Origin of the sequence: Nocardia sp. NPDC058658, assembly GCF_042716665.1 — a bacterium.
In the GTDB taxonomy this organism is placed as follows: Bacteria; Actinomycetota; Actinomycetes; order Mycobacteriales; family Mycobacteriaceae; genus Nocardia.
Genome location: NZ_JBHXRR010000001.1, coordinates 811,758 through 826,799, shown reverse-complemented (window position 1 = coordinate 826,799; position 15,042 = coordinate 811,758). Strand labels below are relative to the sequence as shown.

Below are 15,042 nucleotides of genomic sequence, written 5' to 3'. Positions count from 1 at the left end.
GACGCGCCCACTGACACGGAACCGCGGGCCAGATTCGTGCGCGACAGCGCGATCGTGGCCTACCGCAACCTGCTGACGATCCTGCGGGTGCCGACGCTGCTGGTCACGGCCACCATCCAGCCGCTGATGTTCGTGTTCCTGTTCGCCTACATCTTCGGCGCCTCGCTCGGCGGTGACCAGTACCGGGAATTCCTCCTCGCAGGCATCTTCACCCAGACCGTGGCGTTCAATGCCGCGTTCACCACCGTCGGCCTGGCCGGTGACCTGCAGAAGGGCATCATCGACCGGATGCGAACGCTGCCGATGTCACGGCTGGCGGTGCTGATGGGGCGAACCCTCTCGGACCTCGTGGTCAACATCGTGAGCCTTGGCGTGATGTCGATCTGCGGGTACATCGTCGGCTGGCGCATCCACGGCAGCTTCGGCGACGCGGTGATCGCTTTCTCCATCATCCTGCTGTTCGCGTTCGCGATGTCGTGGGTGGGCGCGCTCACCGGGCTGGTCTCCCCGACGGTGGAGGTGGCGCAGAGCGCGGGCCTGATCTGGCTGTTCCCGCTGACATTCATCTCCTCGGCGTTCATCTCCGCCGAAACCCTGCCGGGGCCCCTGCGTGCCATCGCCGAATGGAACCCGATCACCGCGGTCTCGGCGGCGGGCCGCAAGCTCTTCGAGAACGACTCGCCACCGACCTTCGTCCCCGCCACCGGGTGGGCCGCGGAGAACTGCATTCTCTACGCGATCATCTGCTCGCTGGTCATCCTGGCCATCGCGATGCCCGCGGCGCTCCTGCAGTACCGCAAGGTCGCCAGTCACTGAATCTTTGGCGACCGGGGCCGCGGTTCTCGGCGCTTGACTCCGCCTCTTCCCTCCCTACGGGTACTCCTTCGTCGCACCCTTCGGTCAGTCCATCGGCGGAGGCGCGCCGAGAACAGGGCAAACGCCGAAGGCCGCCTTCCCGAATCGGGTAGGCGGCCTTCGGCGTGAACTCTTACCCGCGGCGGCGGGTCTTCAGGAGGTCGAGACGCTCCTTGAGCAGCTCCTCGAGCTCCTCCTTGCTGCGACGCTCCAGCAGCATGTCCCAGTGGGTGCGCGGCGGCTTGACCTTCTTGACCTCGACGGAGGTGCCCTCCATGAGGTGACCCTCCTGGCCGTTACGGCACAACCAGGTGGGCGGGATCTCCGCGTCGTCGGCGAACGGGACGTCGAACTCCTCACCGTTGTCGGTGCGGTAGCGGGCGATCCGGCGCGGGGCCAGGTCGTGGTCGCGATCGGTCTCGTAGCTCACCGCTCCGAGCCGACTGCCCCGGAGTACGCGATCTGCCATGTGTGCTCCTGTAATTTTGGCGGCCGGGGGCCGCAGTTCTCGGCGCTTGACTCCGCCTCTTCCCTCCCTACGGGTACTCCTTCGTCGCACCCTTCGGTCAGTCCATCGGCGGAGGCGCGCCGAGAACAGGACTGAGTACTAGTTCAACGCGCGGGAGGTCTGAACTGTTCCATTGTAGTCGTAAGGCGATGTCGGGCGACCGACCCCCGAATCTGTCGTCGACTGGCGCAGGCGTAGGGCCGTGGCGATCAAGCGACTTCCCGAATCAGGGTGGTGTGTTCGTAACTGGAGGGTGCCCGCTCAGCGAGACCTGAACCGGCGAATTGTTTCGCGGGCCGATAGGGTTTCGGATCATGTCGCGCAGTCGCCTGCTGTCCTGCCTGTGGTGCGGGCGGGAGATCGTGGATTCGGAATCTGGTCGGCGTCGCCGCTATTGCCGCCAGTCGTGCCGCCAACGTGCCTATGAACACCGCAGCAGTCTCAAGGGGACGGGGATTCCCGAGGATGCTGTGGTGCTGACCGCGCAGGAGGCCGCCGATCTGGCCGATCGGTGGTTCGCGGCGCGGTGTGCGGCCGAGGATGTGGCGACGGCGGTGGGGGAGGGGGCTTCTCCTGATGAGCTGGCGGGGTTGAGCGCGACGTTGGTGCAGTTGGCTCGAGAAGCCGAACGGCTTCGCTGAATGCGCGAAACCCCGTGTCGCCAACCGAAAGTGGCGAACACGAGGTTTCGAACCGGTGGCTCTGCCCGGGCCGGCGGCGGCGCTAGTTCACTGCCGACTCTCTGGCACGCAGGTACACGGCTGTCACACCCCCTGCGACGAATAGTGCCAACGCGAACCCGGCACCGACCGTCGCGAGGTCGGGGTCGGTCAGTGCCTGGCCGCGCAGGGCCTGCCAGAACACGAGGGTGAGCAGGCCGAAGTAGCCGAGAACGGCGACCACGAGTAGGGCGGCGCGGGTGGTTTCGGTTCGCAACCAGGAATAACGCGGCGCGAGAGCGAACAGGACGACGGCGAGCAGCAACAGCACCTGGATGCCGTGCAGGCCGACGAAATGCGGGATGCGCAGGTCGCCGCCGGTGGTGCTCCAGTGGGTGATCGGCATGCCCGGCGCAGCGTCACGTGCTGTATCTCCGGGCCGAACGGTGTGCCCGGCGACCAACCCGACGACCGTGCCGTCGGACTGTCGGACGAGTTGTGGTCCGGTGAAGCCCATCAGATACCCGAGCGCCATGCCGGTCACGGCCAGCCACAGCCCCGCCTTCAACGCGATCGTAGTCGGCCGATCCGCGAGCTTCTGCCACGAAATGATCACCGCCAGCACGAGATTCGCGACGAACAAGCCGGGCACGCCGGAGGCGAACACCTGCTGACCGATCTCGTTGACCGGGTCGGTGGAGTCGTTGAAATGGCTGAACGTCCCCCGTGCCGCCTGCACCGCGATGAACCCGACATCGGCGACACCGGTGATCGCGAACACGGTGCCGAGCCACCACGTCGCTCGCCGTCCGCGGTGGGGCAGGCGCAGAATCCAGGCCAGGGTCACGCCGTAGAGGGCGAAGGCGAGGCCGAACTTGGCCGGTTTGAGCCACACGGCCTCACCGAGCAGCAGCCGATCGTCGACCACCATCCCGACCATCGACACCACCACCAGCGCGGCCATGAGCGCGGAGTTCACCAGCAGCGGCCCGTGCCAGGGGGCGCGGTCGGGCGTGGTGCGGGAGCGGATGCGGGACTGAGTGTGGGTGAGGTCGATCGTCGCCATGTACCGAAGGTAGAAATCCGGTGCACCACACCACGTCCCGCTGTGGAACGGTTCGGCACCGATACCCGGGTACGGGTCGGTCTACTCCGGTTCTAGGGGTTTTCTCAGATCCCCATGCGCCAGATCGCGGCATCGACCGCGCGCGGCGACACGAGCGCGAGCGCCTGCAACACCCGGGTGTAGGTCGGATACAGCTCGACCGGGCGGGTCCGAATCGCGGTGAGGATCCAGTCGGCGGCGTCCTCGGCAGACAACGCGGGCGCATCCGCGTACTTGCCGGTGGGCGCGATCATCTCCGTGCGCACCAGCGGATATCCGACAGTGGTGACGTACACGCCACGCCGCCTGGTCTCCGCCCCGAGACTGCGCCCGAACGCACCCAGCGCCGCCTTCGACGCGTGATAGGCGGTGAACAACGGCATCGATCCCGCCGCCACACCCCACGTAGCGACGTTCACGATGTGCCCCTCACCTGCATCGAGCATCGACGGCAACAACCCCATCGTGAGCCGCGTCGCCCCGAAGTAGTTCAACGCCATCGTCCGCTCGTAATCGTGAAACCGATCGGTGGCATCGGCCGCACCCCGCCGAATCGACCGCCCCGCATTGTTCACCAGCACATCCACGGTCCCGAACCGCTCGAGCACCTCGTTCGCGAGCGCGTCGTTCTGCTCGGCATCAGCGAGATCGCACGTGATCATCTCGGCGTCCCCACCGTCGGCGCGCACCGCATCCCGCACCTCAGCCAACGGCTCAGCATTCCTGGCAACAAGAATCACCCGAGCCCCCTCCCGCCCGAGCGCGTGCGCCGCCGCTTTCCCGACCCCCGACGAGGCCCCCGTCAACACCACCGTCTTGTCCTCGATCGCATGCTCACCACGAACCAGCCGAGCGAGCACGCGAGGAACCGCAGGCGGATTGAGCAACACCGATCGTGCGACTTCGGCAAACACGAAGACTCCTGTCGAGGCGAACAGCGAAACAACCTCCGCAATCTACCCATTACACAAACGGCGCTGACTGTCCTCGTCTGTCCCCGCACTGCGACGGTCTGTGCGTCACGGTCTCGCGGTGAACGCAGTCCGCACCCCGACGTCGGACGGGGTGCGGATCATGGTGTCCAGCAATTGTTTACGAGGAGACCTCGACGGTCGATTCGGCAGGTGGCAGCAATTGTGCGAGTAGTGGGGCCCATTCGTGGCGGCGTTCGGGGAAGCAGCGGTCGAGGAGGTCTTGCATGATCGAGGGGGCGATCGAGGCGCCGGGGGAGGCGCCGAGCAGGCCTGCGCAGGTTCCGTTGGCGCCGGTGACGAGTTCGGTGCCGAATTGGAGGGTGCCGCCGCGGTGGGGGTCGGGTTTCACCAGTTGGGCGCGTTGGCCGGCTTGGATGAGAGTCCAGTCAGCCGGGTCGGCGGTGGGGTAGAAGCGTTGGAGTTGGGCGAATTTCTGTCGACGGGTCGCGAGGAGTTCGGTGATCAGGAATTTGACCAGGCCGAGGTTCTGGAGGCCCGCGGTGACCAGCGGGATGATGTTGTGGGGGCGCAGGGTGGTGAACAGGTCGGTGAGTTTGCCGTGGCGGAGCAGGCGGGTGCTGAAGGTGGCGTAGGGGCCGAAGAGCAGGGCGCCCGTGCCGTCGACCTCGCGGCGGTCCAGGTGGGGGACCGACATCGGTGGGGCGCCGAGGGCGGCTTGGCTGTAGACCTTGGCGTGGTGTTCGGCGACGACGTCGGGGTTGTCGGTGCGCAGGAACTGGGCACCGAGCGGGAACACCCCGTACCCGCGCACCTCGGGCAGGCCCGCTCGCTGCAGCAGACGCAATGCGTAGCCACCCGCGCCGACGAACACGAACCGGGTCCGCACGGTGAACCGCCGCCCACTGTCGAGATCGCGTCCGCGCACCGTCCACAGCCCGTCCTTGCCGCGCGTGAGGCCGGTGATCTCGCGATGCATCCGCACCGCATTCCCCGCGCCCTTCATCGTCGACAACAATGACCTGGTCAGCGCACCGAAGTCGATATCGGTCCCCGCGGTGTGGCGAGTGGCCGCCATCGCCTCGCCGTCGGCCCGACCACGCACGAGCAGCGGCGCCCATTCGGCGATCACCGCACGATCGGTGGTGAACTCCATCGCCGCGAAGGCGGGCAGTTCCCGCAGCGTGGCGTACCGCTGCCGCAAGTAGGCGATGTCGTCCTCACCGAACACCACGGTGACGTGCGGAGTCGGGGTGAGAAACGTGGGCTCGAGCTCGCCACGATCGGCCAGCGCGGCCCAGAACCGGCGCGAGAGCGCGAACTGATCAGCGATCTCCGCCGCCTTGGCACCCGCACCCGGGTCGGGCATGTAGTTGAGCTCGCACAGCCCGGAGTGCCCGGTCCCCGCGTTGTTCCAGGGGTGACTGCTCTCGGCCGCCGGTTCGCCGAGCCGCTCGAACAGCGCGATCGACCAGTCCGGCGCGAGGGTGCTCAGCAGTGCGCCGAGCGTGGCCGACATGATGCCGCCGCCGATCAGCACCGCGTCGAGAATGTCGTCGCCACTGTGGGTTTCAGGTCTGGTGTCGTTCATTGTCGAACCTCCCGTGAGCTGTGTACCGCTATCGTCGCGGTCCAAGCAGTAATCCGTCCAACACGAAATCGCCAGGGATATGATCCGAAAATGGATGATTCACCGGAGGTGGGTGCGAACGCGGTCGCACCGCTGCTCGCCGCCTTCGACGCGGCCGCCGACGCAGGCCACTTCACCAGGGCAGCGCAGCGACTCGGTGTCCCGCAGTCCTCGCTCAGCCGCCGGATCAAGACGCTGGAGCAGCTGCTCGGAGTGGCGTTGTTCCAGCCGGTCGGACGGGGAATCACCCTCACCCCACAGGGCCGTGACCTCTACGAACACACCCGCGGGCTGGTGAGCGCCCTCGACGACGCCATCAACAGGGTCCGCGCCGACGCCGATCCCGAGAGCGGTCTGGTGCGTTTCGGCTTCCCGCTCACCCTGGGCCCGGTCAGCATCCCCTCGCTGCTCGCCCAGTTCCATACCCGCGCGCCACGAATCCGCCTGCACCTGGTGCAAGCACACGGCGAGGCACTGGCCGAGCAGGTACGCGACGGCCGACTCGACCTGGCCGTGATGATCCCGCCCCCACCCGACCTGCCGACAGTCGACCTCGGACGCCAACGCATCGACCTCCATGTGGCCCGCACGCACCCCCTCGCCCGGCGCACCCACATCGATCTCGCCGAACTGGCCGACGAAGCGTTCATCGCGAACCCGCCCAGCTATCAGCTGCGTACGCTGCTCGACACCTGGTGCGCCGCAGCCGGTTTCACCCCACGTGTCGTGTTCGAGATCACCGAGTTCGAAACCCTGCGGGCACTGGTCGCGCTGGGTCAGGGCGTCGCGCTGCTGCCCGCCGCCGAAGTCGCGAACCCCGATCTGGCGGTCGTGCCCATCGATGGCGAACGCGACCGCGAGGTCGGCCTGGTCTCGGGAGACCATGACTCGACGCTCGCGGTCGCGCGGCTTCGGGAATTTCTGATCGCGCGCCGGGCGGCGATCAGTGGGTGAGGATCAGTCCTGGGCAACGCCTGCGTCGACGCCACGCGCGGCGAGCCACGGGTGCGGGTCGATCGGGGCGCCGTACTGGGAGCCGTCCGGCACGTGCACCTCGTAGTGCAGGTGGGGGCCGGTGGAGTTACCACGGTTGCCGACGGTGGCGATGGTGTCACCGGCGTTCACGTGCTGGCCGGGGGCGACCAGGATGTCGTTGACGTGACCGAACACGCCGATGGTGCCGTCGTCCTGCTGGACGCGGACCCACAGGCCGAAGCCGGAAGCGGGCCCGGTCTCGATCACGGTACCGTCGGTGACGGCGAAGACGGGCGCGCCGATCGGGTCACCGAAGTCGATGCCGTTGTGCGCGGTGCCCCAGCGGGCGCCGTAGTAGGAGGTCAGCCTGCCGTTGACCGGGCGAACGGTCTGCGGACGAGGCGGCGGCGGGGGAGCGATGAACGGCAGCTGCGGCAGTTCGAGCGCGACAGCCTCGCGGTGCTCCTCCCACGGAATCGGGGCGGAGGCGGGGACGCTGCCCTGCGGGCCCTGGGCCTCGGCGGGGGTGTACGCGGTGAAGCGGTACGGCGACTGGCCGGAGTTGATGGCCTCGGTGGCATCCGCGGCGATCGTAGTAGTGGGGACAGGGCTCTCGGGCTCACTGAAAGTGGCGACGGAGGTACCCACGAGTGCGGACAAAGCCACCGCACCCGCGACCACGCCTCCCCAACGACCTGCGAAGGCGTCGGAGACTCGAGCAGATAACGGGTTGGTCACGAACATGGTTATGAACGTAGCTAAACCGTAACCTTCGCGGCGAATCCTGTGGTTGCGATCACGAACCGCTATAACCCCAGTTGATCTATAACGATCCTCTAACGAATCGCGCCATCCTTGGACTCACCGGGTGAAATGCGCGTGGGCAAGATCGTTGCCGAAACACTGAATCCTGGGGACACTGATTCAGTGGACGCTAACGGAGTCCGTGCCATCACGGCCTTGTCGGACCCTACCCGGCGCGCGATCTTCGAATCGTTGCCGCAGGGTCCCCGCTCGGTGGCCGACCTCGCCGCCGCCACTGGAATCACCAGCTCAGCCGCTTCGCAACACCTGCGCGTGCTGCGCGAAGCCCACCTCGTGCGCATGCGCCGCGACGGGAACCGTCACCTCTACTCCCTGGACCCCCGCGGCCTCAACGACGCCCGCGACTACCTCGACAAGTTCTGGCCGAGTGCCCTGGCGGCCCATGCCGCCGCATTACGGGAAGCGACCGGCGCTCAGCCCACCCGGCGATAACGCGACCGGCCGGATTCGGCCCACGCCTGCTTGTCCAGCTGCATATCGACCGCCGCGATCACCTCGGGCACCCCGATCCGCAGCAGGCCGGGATCGGGAGTCGGGCCGTCGTGATCGCCGACCTGGCCGGCCCACAGCACCGCGTGCCTGCCGAGCAGGTGCGCGGGCGGACCACCCCTGCGCGGGGGAGTCGGACCGAACAGCAGGACCGTGCGGGTGCCGAACGCCGTCGCCAGATGCCCGACACCGGTATCGCCGCTGATCACGAGCGCGGCCTCGGCGACCGTCGCCGCCAGATCGGTGAGGTTCTGCCTGCCCGCCAGCACCCGATCGTCGGGCAAACCCGCCTGCGCGGCCACCTGCCTGGCGATGTCGTGCTCGAACGGATCGCCGGTGAGGACGACATCGCGCCCGAGGACCAGCAGGTGGCGCACCACCGCGGCGAACCGTTCCGGTGGCCACCGGCGCGCGGGCGCACCCGCGCCGATGTGGACGACGACACTGTCGCGGCGGCTGATCGAGGCCACCGGGGGGACCAAGCCGAGGTTGCGGCGATCGGCGGCGATGCCCTCACCTTCGAGCAGCCGACACCACCGGTCGACCACGTGCGCGTCGGGATCCCAGCGCGGACCGGCGAGCTTGGGCAGGGCGGGCGTGCGATGCCCGATGATCCGCGTCGCACCGGTATCGGACAGCGCCCGTGCGCTGGCGCCGTCGGGGCCGTGCAGGTTCACCGCCAATTCGGGTGCGGGACCATCCCAGATCAGGGCGGCCGGATCGGCGATGGCGACGAGTTCGTCGACCGAGGAGATGAGGTCGACGATCTGCTCCAGCCGATGAGGCGCGGCCAGGACGATCCGGCTCTGCGGTTCGGCCCGGCGCAGGGCACGCAGAGCCGGGACCGCGGAGAGGAGCTCTCCGAGACCCTGAGCTTGCAGCACTAGTACAACCGACACATTCTTCATCTACCCGAGACGGTCGCGGACCAAACTTTCGCGAGGGCAACGATGTGACGGGCCGCGTCAGGGCGTCGCCGCGGTGTCGCACTCGATCGCGACACGATTACAGCCCCAGCTAATTTCCGGGAAACCGGAGCGAGCGGGCATAGCATCTCGTCATGACGACAAATACCGTGCTAGGGAGCCCGTTGACGGCTCTTGCCAAGAAAACCTGGCAAACAATTCTGGTAACCGGCCTCCTCGCGGTGATCCTCGGCATCATCGTGCTGGTATGGCCCGGTCCGTCACTGCTCGTGGCGGGCGTACTGTTCGGCATCTACATGGTCGTCAGCGGCATCTTCCAGCTGATCGCCGCCTTCACCCATCTGCCGAGCACCAGTTTCCGCGTGCTGTCTTTCATCAGCGGTGTGCTGTCGCTGATCATCGGCGTCTTCTGCTTCCGCGACGACCTCGCCTCGATTGTGTTGCTGGGGCTGTGGATCGGCATCAGCTGGCTGTTCCGTGGCGTCGCCGTGCTGTTCGCCGCGATCTCGGAGTCGGGCGTGCCCGGACGCGGCTGGCAGATCTTCTACGGCATCATCAGCGCGCTGGCCGGTGTCGTCCTGATCGTGTGGCCGATCAGCTCCATCGCCACGCTGGTCCTGGTCGTCGGCATCTTCCTGATCGTCATCGGCATCATGGAGGTCATCACGGCCTTCGGTGTCCGCAAGGACTCGCGCATGCTGGACCAGCAAGTCGGCTGATCTCTCCTCACGGAAAGTTCGTCTGAACCGGCCGGTGCCTTCGGGCACCGGCCGCTTTCGTCTGAACTACGCTCCCGATTCATGGAATTCGTTTACAACCTCGTGGTCGTGACCCACCTGCTCGGTATGGCCGCGGTGGTCGGCGGCTATGTCGCCTCGCGCCCGGTGGTGTCGGAGCTGATGGTGTGGGGCGCCCGCGCGCAGCTGATCACCGGTGTGATCCTGGCCGGCCTGGCATCGGGCATCGACTCCCTGGACAAGGAACCCGATACGACGAAATTGGCAGTGAAGCTGGCGATCTCGGTCGCCGTGGCCGCGTTCGCCGAAATGGGCAGGGGTGACGCGAAGCGCGGCAAGCAGATCGACTGGATGACCGACGCCGCGGGCGGACTCGCGATCGCGAACGTCCTCGTCGCGGTGCTGTGGCCCTGACGCTGTGGCTCTGACCGTGCAATTTCTCGGCATCCATCACGTAGCGATCATCGCCACCGATTACGCGCGGTCGAAACGTTTCTATACCGAGATCCTCGGCGGCACTGTGGTCGACGAGAACTATCGGGCCGATCGCGATTCGTGGAAGCTCGATATCGAGTTGGCCGGTGGGGTTCGCATCGAACTGTTCTCGTTCCCCGATCCGCCCGCGCGTCCGAGCAGGCCGGAGGCGGCGGGTTTGCGGCACTTGGCTTTTGCTGTCGCGAGTGTGCCCGCCGCGCTCGATGAATTGCGGGCGCGTGGTGTCCGGACCGAGGAACTGCGTACCGATGAGCACACCGGCAAGCAGATGGCCTTCTTCTTCGATCCGGACGACCTGCCCCTGGAACTGTACGAGGCGTGATCAGTGGGTTGCGCGGGCCCGTCGCGCGAGTTCGACTGTCGCCGCACGCAATTCGCTGATCTCCGACAGCGGTGCGGCGTAGCCGACGCGGGTGCGGGCCACGCCGCGGGGTGACTCCACGCGCAGGTCGAGGCCGTAGCGGTCGGCACGTTCGCAGGTGGCGGCGATGGCGTCGGGGAACCCACCCAGCTGCTGGGCCATCGCCAGCAGTGCTTCGGCATGGTCGGCGTTGAGGTGGGCGATGCCGGGTGCGGCGTGGGCGACGATCGGGTCCGGTTGCGCGGCAAGGTATTCGGCCGCCGAGGCGGAGTCCATCCGGCCGTAGCCGCCGACCCATCGCACGCGTTCGATCCGCAGCACCCACAGGGTGAAGTCGCTGTAGTCGATGTAGTACTTGGCCGCCGGGATCGCGGTCAGATGGGCCTCGCGGGCCGCGTCGGCTTCGGCGCCGGTGGGCCGTTCCACGTGTCCGGCGAGGGTGATCCGGGTGCCCGCGAGGGGATCTGCCGGGATGTCGGGGGTGACGATCGCGATGCTGGCCCGCGGGTCGGCGGCGAGGTTGCGGCCGTGTTCGGCCAGGCGCGACACACTCAGCACCGGTGCGCCGTCGAGCAGTCCGTAGGTGATGAACGATGCCCACGGTGCCCCGTCGGCGGTGAGGCTGGCCAGGGTGCCGGTGTTGGTGCCCGCCGCGATCGTTCTGGCTTCTTCGGCCGGTGAGGGGCGGGCCTCGTTGGCCAGGGGAGCGGTCGGCAGCGGAATGGCAGGTGCGTCGCCCGGATCGCCGTGGTCGAGAGTCATGGCCACAGCGTATCGACCTGGCGCGGTCGGCGTGGCGTGCTCGACAACCAGCTGTGCAGGGCGTCGTAGACGGCGTCGTGATTGAGCAGGCTGAAATGGTTCGCGCCGGGGATGTGCAGGCCGTTGACCGCGTCGAAGTCGAGGCGCCTTGTGCGTCCGCGACCGGAGCCGCTGCCCGAGAGGACCATGCCGTCGCCGATGATCACGCCGAGGGGGTGTTTCGGGCTGTGGGTGATGGTGGTGGTGACGAAGTAGTGGTCGACCTCGGGCAGCAGCGGCACCTCCTTGACCGCTCGCGCGCGCAGGGTGTCCACGTCGAGATCGCGCCAGTCGTCGTCGACCAGCGAACCGTGTCGCAGGTCCCGGATGCCTGCGCTGCGCCTGCGCAACAGCTTGCTCAGCGGTCGGGTCTCGGGCAGCAGATCGAGTGCGGCGGAGGCGTAGTGCACGAATTGTTCGAGCGGGGCGCCCAGATGCGGCGAACCGAGGCAGACCACCTGGCGCACCGCGCGCACCCAGGCCTGGCCCGACTCCTCGGCCTGATGGCAGGCGCTGCGCATGACGAGGCCGCCCATCGAGTGTCCGATGAGGCAGATCTCGTGCACCGGCAGCGGCCAGCTCTCGACCAGACGCGTCAGCAGGTCGCTGAGCTGGGCGGCGTTCTCGGAGATGTGTAGGCCGCTGTTGAAGCGGACGAAGACTGGGGTGTAGCCGAGGTCGGCTTCGAGGCGTTCGCCGTAGGTGGGGCGGTTGCCGAGGCGCCAGGAATGTTCGGTCTCGACGAGCCCGTGCAGGAGCACGACCAGCTTGGTGGTTGGGACCGGGACGTGCGCGGCGAATTCCTCGGGCGGGACGGGAACGCCGTCGATACGAAAGGTCATGGGGGAGGACAGGATCGGTGTCTCGTCCTCGAGCGCGTCGCCGATCAGGCCCTGGATCGCGGCCAGGACGCCGGCGCCCCAGACGGTGCGCGAGGGCGCGGTGACGCCGGGCAGCTGGACCGCGCTCGCCACCTCACCGAGGACGTAGCCGGTGCCGCCGACGGCCGCGTACACGCCGTCGGTGATGGCGTCGTGGACGACCTTCGCCGGCGCGGCGGCGGGTCCGACGCCCAATCGAACGGCCGCGAACACCCGGTCGGTGATGGCGCGGTGGATCGAGGCGATTCCCTCGACCGCGCCGACGAACTCGTCACCGGCCAGCCGTGTGAGCGCCTGTACTTCGGCCTGGGATTGGGGGAGCTGCTCTGTCACGAGATTGAGAGTACAACTGTGCACTGAATTTCGCTGCGGATGGGGTGGGTTCTGCGACCGGCGACGATCCCTGGGCTTTCGGACTGGGGTGCGCAACAAAATCCATCGCGATACAGAGATATGCGCATCAAAACATGTGTCTGAGTGGACTGCCAATGAGGGCCGGCTGCGCCGACCGGCAGGGGAGCGTGGGGGTCGGGTTCGGGACGGCGGTATGTACCACCGTCCCGATGATCACGGCCGATGCATGATCGCGTACCAGAGCGCACCCATCGTGCCGAGCACGAAAAGCGGTGAGATAACCCAGGTTTCGACCCGATTACCGGTCCGCTCGATCAGCGGAACCCTGGTCCGCAACGGGAACGGCCACAGCAGTCGGCACCCGCGATCGGTGAGGCAGTCACCCAGCAGATGCGCCAGACAGCCCAGCCCGACGCAGATCGGCAACCACACCGGCCGGTCGACGATCCAATGATCGACAGCGAAAGTCCCCGCAGACGCCAGCACGATCACCGTGCCGTAGGTCCGCACACTCTTGCCCGGCGGGCACAGGTGCAGCGACCGCACCGCCAACGCGAGCAGGAAGAACACCAGGCTCAACGTGAACGGCCGCCCGAGGTAATGCTCACCGGCCCAGGTGGCCGCGACCGCCGCGACGACGAACAGCAGCGAATGCGTGCCGTGCCGGTGCCCACCCGACACCCAGGAGATCAACCGGCACAGATGGTGTGACACCGGCCCGAGCACGTGGGAAATGGTCCCGCTGGGATGATCCGCGTCCGGCAGCAATGCCGCCCCCGCGGTGAGGAACGTCCCCATGATGAGTTCGGCGATCCCGAATTGCGTTGTCTCGCTGGCGAACAGCGGAAACGAGGCGACGGTGAGCGGCAACGCAGCCGCAGTCCCCGCCCAAGCCAGCGCCCCGCTCGTCGCATGTGAATGTCCTAGCACCCCGCAACGTTAGAGTAAGTCACTACTTGAACGCATATGCCGTGCACAGCGCCGGAATGCGGTCCCGCCCAGCTCGTTTTAGTATCGCCCATGACGCAACGGGCACGCTTCGAAGAACTGGAACCTGATCAACGCCGGCAGGTTCACTTCGCGTTGTGTCAGGACGCCCTCGCGACCTGGACCGCTTTCGCGCAACGCAAGCCACGAGAGCTTCGCTACCGCGACTCGGTGGTCGGGATGCGCCATCGGGTGGATGTCGAGCTGCCCGCCGACGCTCTTCGCTCCGCCTATGTCGGTCGTGACCTCGCAGAGGTGGGCGACCGATACCTCGAGCCCCTCACCGCGATGCAAGACGACGACCTGTCCTTCCCAGACCCGGTCGAGTTCGCCTACTACTCGATATCGAACTGCTTTCGGAAGTACGTCCGAGGCGATGACATCGCCGACTGGCTGATCGTCAACCAGGCCTTGTCGGCTCACGACATCAGCGAGGTCGAGGCTCGTCTGAGGCGCGCGATCGACGACGTCGTCCAGTAACGGCCGAATCTGGAATGCCCGACGCTTCTTGATCGTTGGGGGATGGTGAGCTATCCGACGAGAGGACCACGATGAACGCTTTCAATGATCAGGTGATCGCCGAGTTTCGGGCCAACGGGGGGCGAGTCGGTGGCATGTTCGAGGGCAATGACGCGATGGTGATCATTACCACGACCGGGGCGAAGTCGGGGCGGGCGATCACGAATCCGCTGGTGTATCTGCCCGATGGGGATCGGATCGTGTTGATCGCGTCCAATGGTGGTGCCGACAAGCATCCGGCCTGGTATTACAACCTTGTCGCCGACCCGGAGCTCACCCTGGAGGTGGGGAACGAAACCTACCGGGGCAAGGCGGAACTCGTCGGCGAACCCGAGCGCACTGCGCTGTACGACCGGATGGTCGAGCGGTTGCCAGGGTTCGCCGAGTATCGGGACAACACCAGTCGGGAGATCCCCGTGTTCGCGGTGTATCGCACGAGTTAGTCGTTGCCTCGAGCGGAATGGTTGTCGGGGTGGGTGAGCCGCTGGTTCTATCGCCCGGTGACCGAAACCATCGACGTACCACGCATCGTCCACGCCTCCCGCGAGATCGCGGCGAGCCCCGCCGTGATCTTCGACCTGATCGCCGATCCCGCGCAGCAGCCGCGCTGGGACGGCAATGACAATCTCGCGCAGGCGAATTCGGGCCAGCGGGTTCGCGCGGTCGGTGACGTGTTCACCACGACGCTGACCAATGGCGCCGATCGCGACAACCACATCGTCGAGTTCGAGGAGGGTCGCCGCATCGCGTGGAACCCGTCCGAGCGCGACAAGACTCCGCCCGGACACCTGTGGCGCTGGGAGTTGGAGGCGATCGACGACACCCACACCCGGGTGACCCACACCTACGACTGGACCGCACTGCACGACGAGCTGCGTCAGGTGCGGGCCAAGGCCACCACCGCCGACAAGCTGCAGGCCTCGGTGGACCGGCTGGCGGAGCTCGCCGAGGCCTGAGTACAGCGAAATGCCCTGCGAATCACCATGATTCGCAGGGCATTGTC

General features: G+C 67.1%; 19 protein-coding genes. 10 read left to right on the top strand and 9 right to left on the bottom strand.

The window, feature by feature from the left end:
* Nucleotides 1-36: 36 nt before the first annotated feature.
* Entirely contained in the window at nucleotides 37-816 is a 780-nt protein-coding gene (locus ACFWUP_RS03865; RefSeq protein ID WP_358183132.1) for an ABC transporter permease, read from the top strand.
* Nucleotides 817-988: 172 nt separating this feature from the next.
* Here the strand turns inward: ACFWUP_RS03865 and ACFWUP_RS03860 are convergent, their stop codons facing one another.
* The gene (locus ACFWUP_RS03860) at nucleotides 989-1,324 is read right to left on the bottom strand and encodes an RNA polymerase-binding protein RbpA (protein WP_379230427.1); all 336 of its coding nucleotides are present in this window, start codon (nucleotides 1,322-1,324) and stop codon (nucleotides 989-991) included.
* 350 nt (nucleotides 1,325-1,674) lie between these two features.
* On the opposite strand from ACFWUP_RS03860, the gene ACFWUP_RS03855 reads away from it, so the two are divergent.
* Complete coding sequence (locus tag ACFWUP_RS03855; protein ID WP_379230952.1) at nucleotides 1,675-2,004, top strand: hypothetical protein; 330 nt, start codon at nucleotides 1,675-1,677, stop codon at nucleotides 2,002-2,004.
* An 82-nt stretch (nucleotides 2,005-2,086) separates the two neighbouring features.
* On the opposite strand, the gene ACFWUP_RS03850 is transcribed toward ACFWUP_RS03855, so the two are convergent.
* From ACFWUP_RS03850 to mqo, 3 genes are all read right to left on the bottom strand, one after another.
* On the bottom strand, nucleotides 2,087-3,088 hold the full coding sequence (locus tag ACFWUP_RS03850; protein WP_379230425.1) for a hypothetical protein: 1,002 nt from the start codon (nucleotides 3,086-3,088) through the stop codon (nucleotides 2,087-2,089).
* 104 nt (nucleotides 3,089-3,192) lie between these two features.
* Entirely contained in the window at nucleotides 3,193-4,041 is an 849-nt protein-coding gene (locus tag ACFWUP_RS03845) for an SDR family oxidoreductase (RefSeq protein ID WP_379230423.1), read from the bottom strand.
* Between the two features lie 178 nt (nucleotides 4,042-4,219).
* Nucleotides 4,220-5,650 (bottom strand): malate dehydrogenase (quinone), encoded by a 1,431-nt coding sequence (gene mqo, locus ACFWUP_RS03840; protein ID WP_379230421.1) that lies wholly within the window; start codon nucleotides 5,648-5,650, stop codon nucleotides 4,220-4,222.
* Between the two features lie 90 nt (nucleotides 5,651-5,740).
* On the opposite strand from mqo, the gene ACFWUP_RS03835 reads away from it, so the two are divergent.
* On the top strand, nucleotides 5,741-6,643 hold the full coding sequence (locus tag ACFWUP_RS03835) for a LysR family transcriptional regulator (protein WP_379230419.1): 903 nt from the start codon (nucleotides 5,741-5,743) through the stop codon (nucleotides 6,641-6,643).
* Between the two features lie 3 nt (nucleotides 6,644-6,646).
* On the opposite strand, the gene ACFWUP_RS03830 is transcribed toward ACFWUP_RS03835, so the two are convergent.
* The gene (locus ACFWUP_RS03830; protein WP_379230417.1) at nucleotides 6,647-7,408 is read right to left on the bottom strand and encodes a M23 family metallopeptidase; all 762 of its coding nucleotides are present in this window, start codon (nucleotides 7,406-7,408) and stop codon (nucleotides 6,647-6,649) included.
* A 183-nt stretch (nucleotides 7,409-7,591) separates the two neighbouring features.
* Between ACFWUP_RS03830 and ACFWUP_RS03825 the strand changes: the two genes are divergently transcribed.
* Nucleotides 7,592-7,921, top strand: a complete 330-nt coding sequence (locus ACFWUP_RS03825) for an ArsR/SmtB family transcription factor (RefSeq protein WP_379230415.1) — start codon at nucleotides 7,592-7,594, stop codon at nucleotides 7,919-7,921.
* Here the strand turns inward: ACFWUP_RS03825 and ACFWUP_RS03820 are convergent.
* The gene (locus tag ACFWUP_RS03820) at nucleotides 7,903-8,877 is read right to left on the bottom strand and encodes a glycosyltransferase family 9 protein (RefSeq protein WP_379230413.1); all 975 of its coding nucleotides are present in this window, start codon (nucleotides 8,875-8,877) and stop codon (nucleotides 7,903-7,905) included. The genes ACFWUP_RS03825 and ACFWUP_RS03820 overlap by 19 nt on opposite strands.
* A gap of 161 nt (nucleotides 8,878-9,038) precedes the next feature.
* Here ACFWUP_RS03820 and ACFWUP_RS03815 point away from each other — a divergent pair, with 161 nt between their 5' ends.
* The 3 genes from ACFWUP_RS03815 to ACFWUP_RS03805 all read left to right on the top strand — a co-directional run bounded on the left by ACFWUP_RS03815 (nucleotide 9,039) and on the right by ACFWUP_RS03805 (nucleotide 10,458).
* Complete coding sequence (locus tag ACFWUP_RS03815) at nucleotides 9,039-9,623, top strand: HdeD family acid-resistance protein (RefSeq protein WP_379230412.1); 585 nt, start codon at nucleotides 9,039-9,041, stop codon at nucleotides 9,621-9,623.
* 81 nt (nucleotides 9,624-9,704) lie between these two features.
* A complete protein-coding gene (locus tag ACFWUP_RS03810) occupies nucleotides 9,705-10,055 on the top strand; it encodes a hypothetical protein (RefSeq protein WP_379230410.1) in 351 nt (116 codons plus the stop codon).
* Nucleotides 10,056-10,059: 4 nt separating this feature from the next.
* Nucleotides 10,060-10,458, top strand: a complete 399-nt coding sequence (locus tag ACFWUP_RS03805) for a VOC family protein (RefSeq protein WP_379230408.1) — start codon at nucleotides 10,060-10,062, stop codon at nucleotides 10,456-10,458.
* Here the strand turns inward: ACFWUP_RS03805 and ACFWUP_RS03800 are convergent, their stop codons facing one another.
* The 3 genes from ACFWUP_RS03800 to ACFWUP_RS03790 form a co-directional block, all read right to left on the bottom strand.
* On the bottom strand, nucleotides 10,459-11,259 hold the full coding sequence (locus tag ACFWUP_RS03800) for a HugZ family protein (RefSeq protein WP_379230407.1): 801 nt from the start codon (nucleotides 11,257-11,259) through the stop codon (nucleotides 10,459-10,461).
* Nucleotides 11,256-12,512 (bottom strand): lipase family alpha/beta hydrolase, encoded by a 1,257-nt coding sequence (locus ACFWUP_RS03795; protein ID WP_379230405.1) that lies wholly within the window; start codon nucleotides 12,510-12,512, stop codon nucleotides 11,256-11,258. Before ACFWUP_RS03795 ends, ACFWUP_RS03800 begins: the two co-directional genes overlap by 4 nt.
* A gap of 234 nt (nucleotides 12,513-12,746) precedes the next feature.
* Nucleotides 12,747-13,463 carry a metal-dependent hydrolase gene (locus ACFWUP_RS03790; protein WP_379230403.1) on the bottom strand — a complete coding sequence of 239 codons (717 nt, stop codon included), beginning with the start codon at nucleotides 13,461-13,463 and terminating at the stop codon, nucleotides 12,747-12,749.
* 90 nt (nucleotides 13,464-13,553) lie between these two features.
* Here ACFWUP_RS03790 and ACFWUP_RS03785 point away from each other — a divergent pair, with 90 nt between their 5' ends.
* The 3 genes from ACFWUP_RS03785 to ACFWUP_RS03775 all read left to right on the top strand — a co-directional run bounded on the left by ACFWUP_RS03785 (nucleotide 13,554) and on the right by ACFWUP_RS03775 (nucleotide 14,995).
* Nucleotides 13,554-14,000: a hypothetical protein gene (locus ACFWUP_RS03785; RefSeq protein WP_379230401.1), complete on the top strand. Its 447-nt coding sequence runs from the start codon at nucleotides 13,554-13,556 to the stop codon at nucleotides 13,998-14,000.
* 71 nt (nucleotides 14,001-14,071) lie between these two features.
* Complete coding sequence (locus ACFWUP_RS03780; protein ID WP_379230399.1) at nucleotides 14,072-14,482, top strand: nitroreductase/quinone reductase family protein; 411 nt, start codon at nucleotides 14,072-14,074, stop codon at nucleotides 14,480-14,482.
* A gap of 57 nt (nucleotides 14,483-14,539) precedes the next feature.
* Entirely contained in the window at nucleotides 14,540-14,995 is a 456-nt protein-coding gene (locus tag ACFWUP_RS03775) for an SRPBCC family protein (protein ID WP_379230397.1), read from the top strand.
* Nucleotides 14,996-15,042 lie beyond the last annotated feature (47 nt).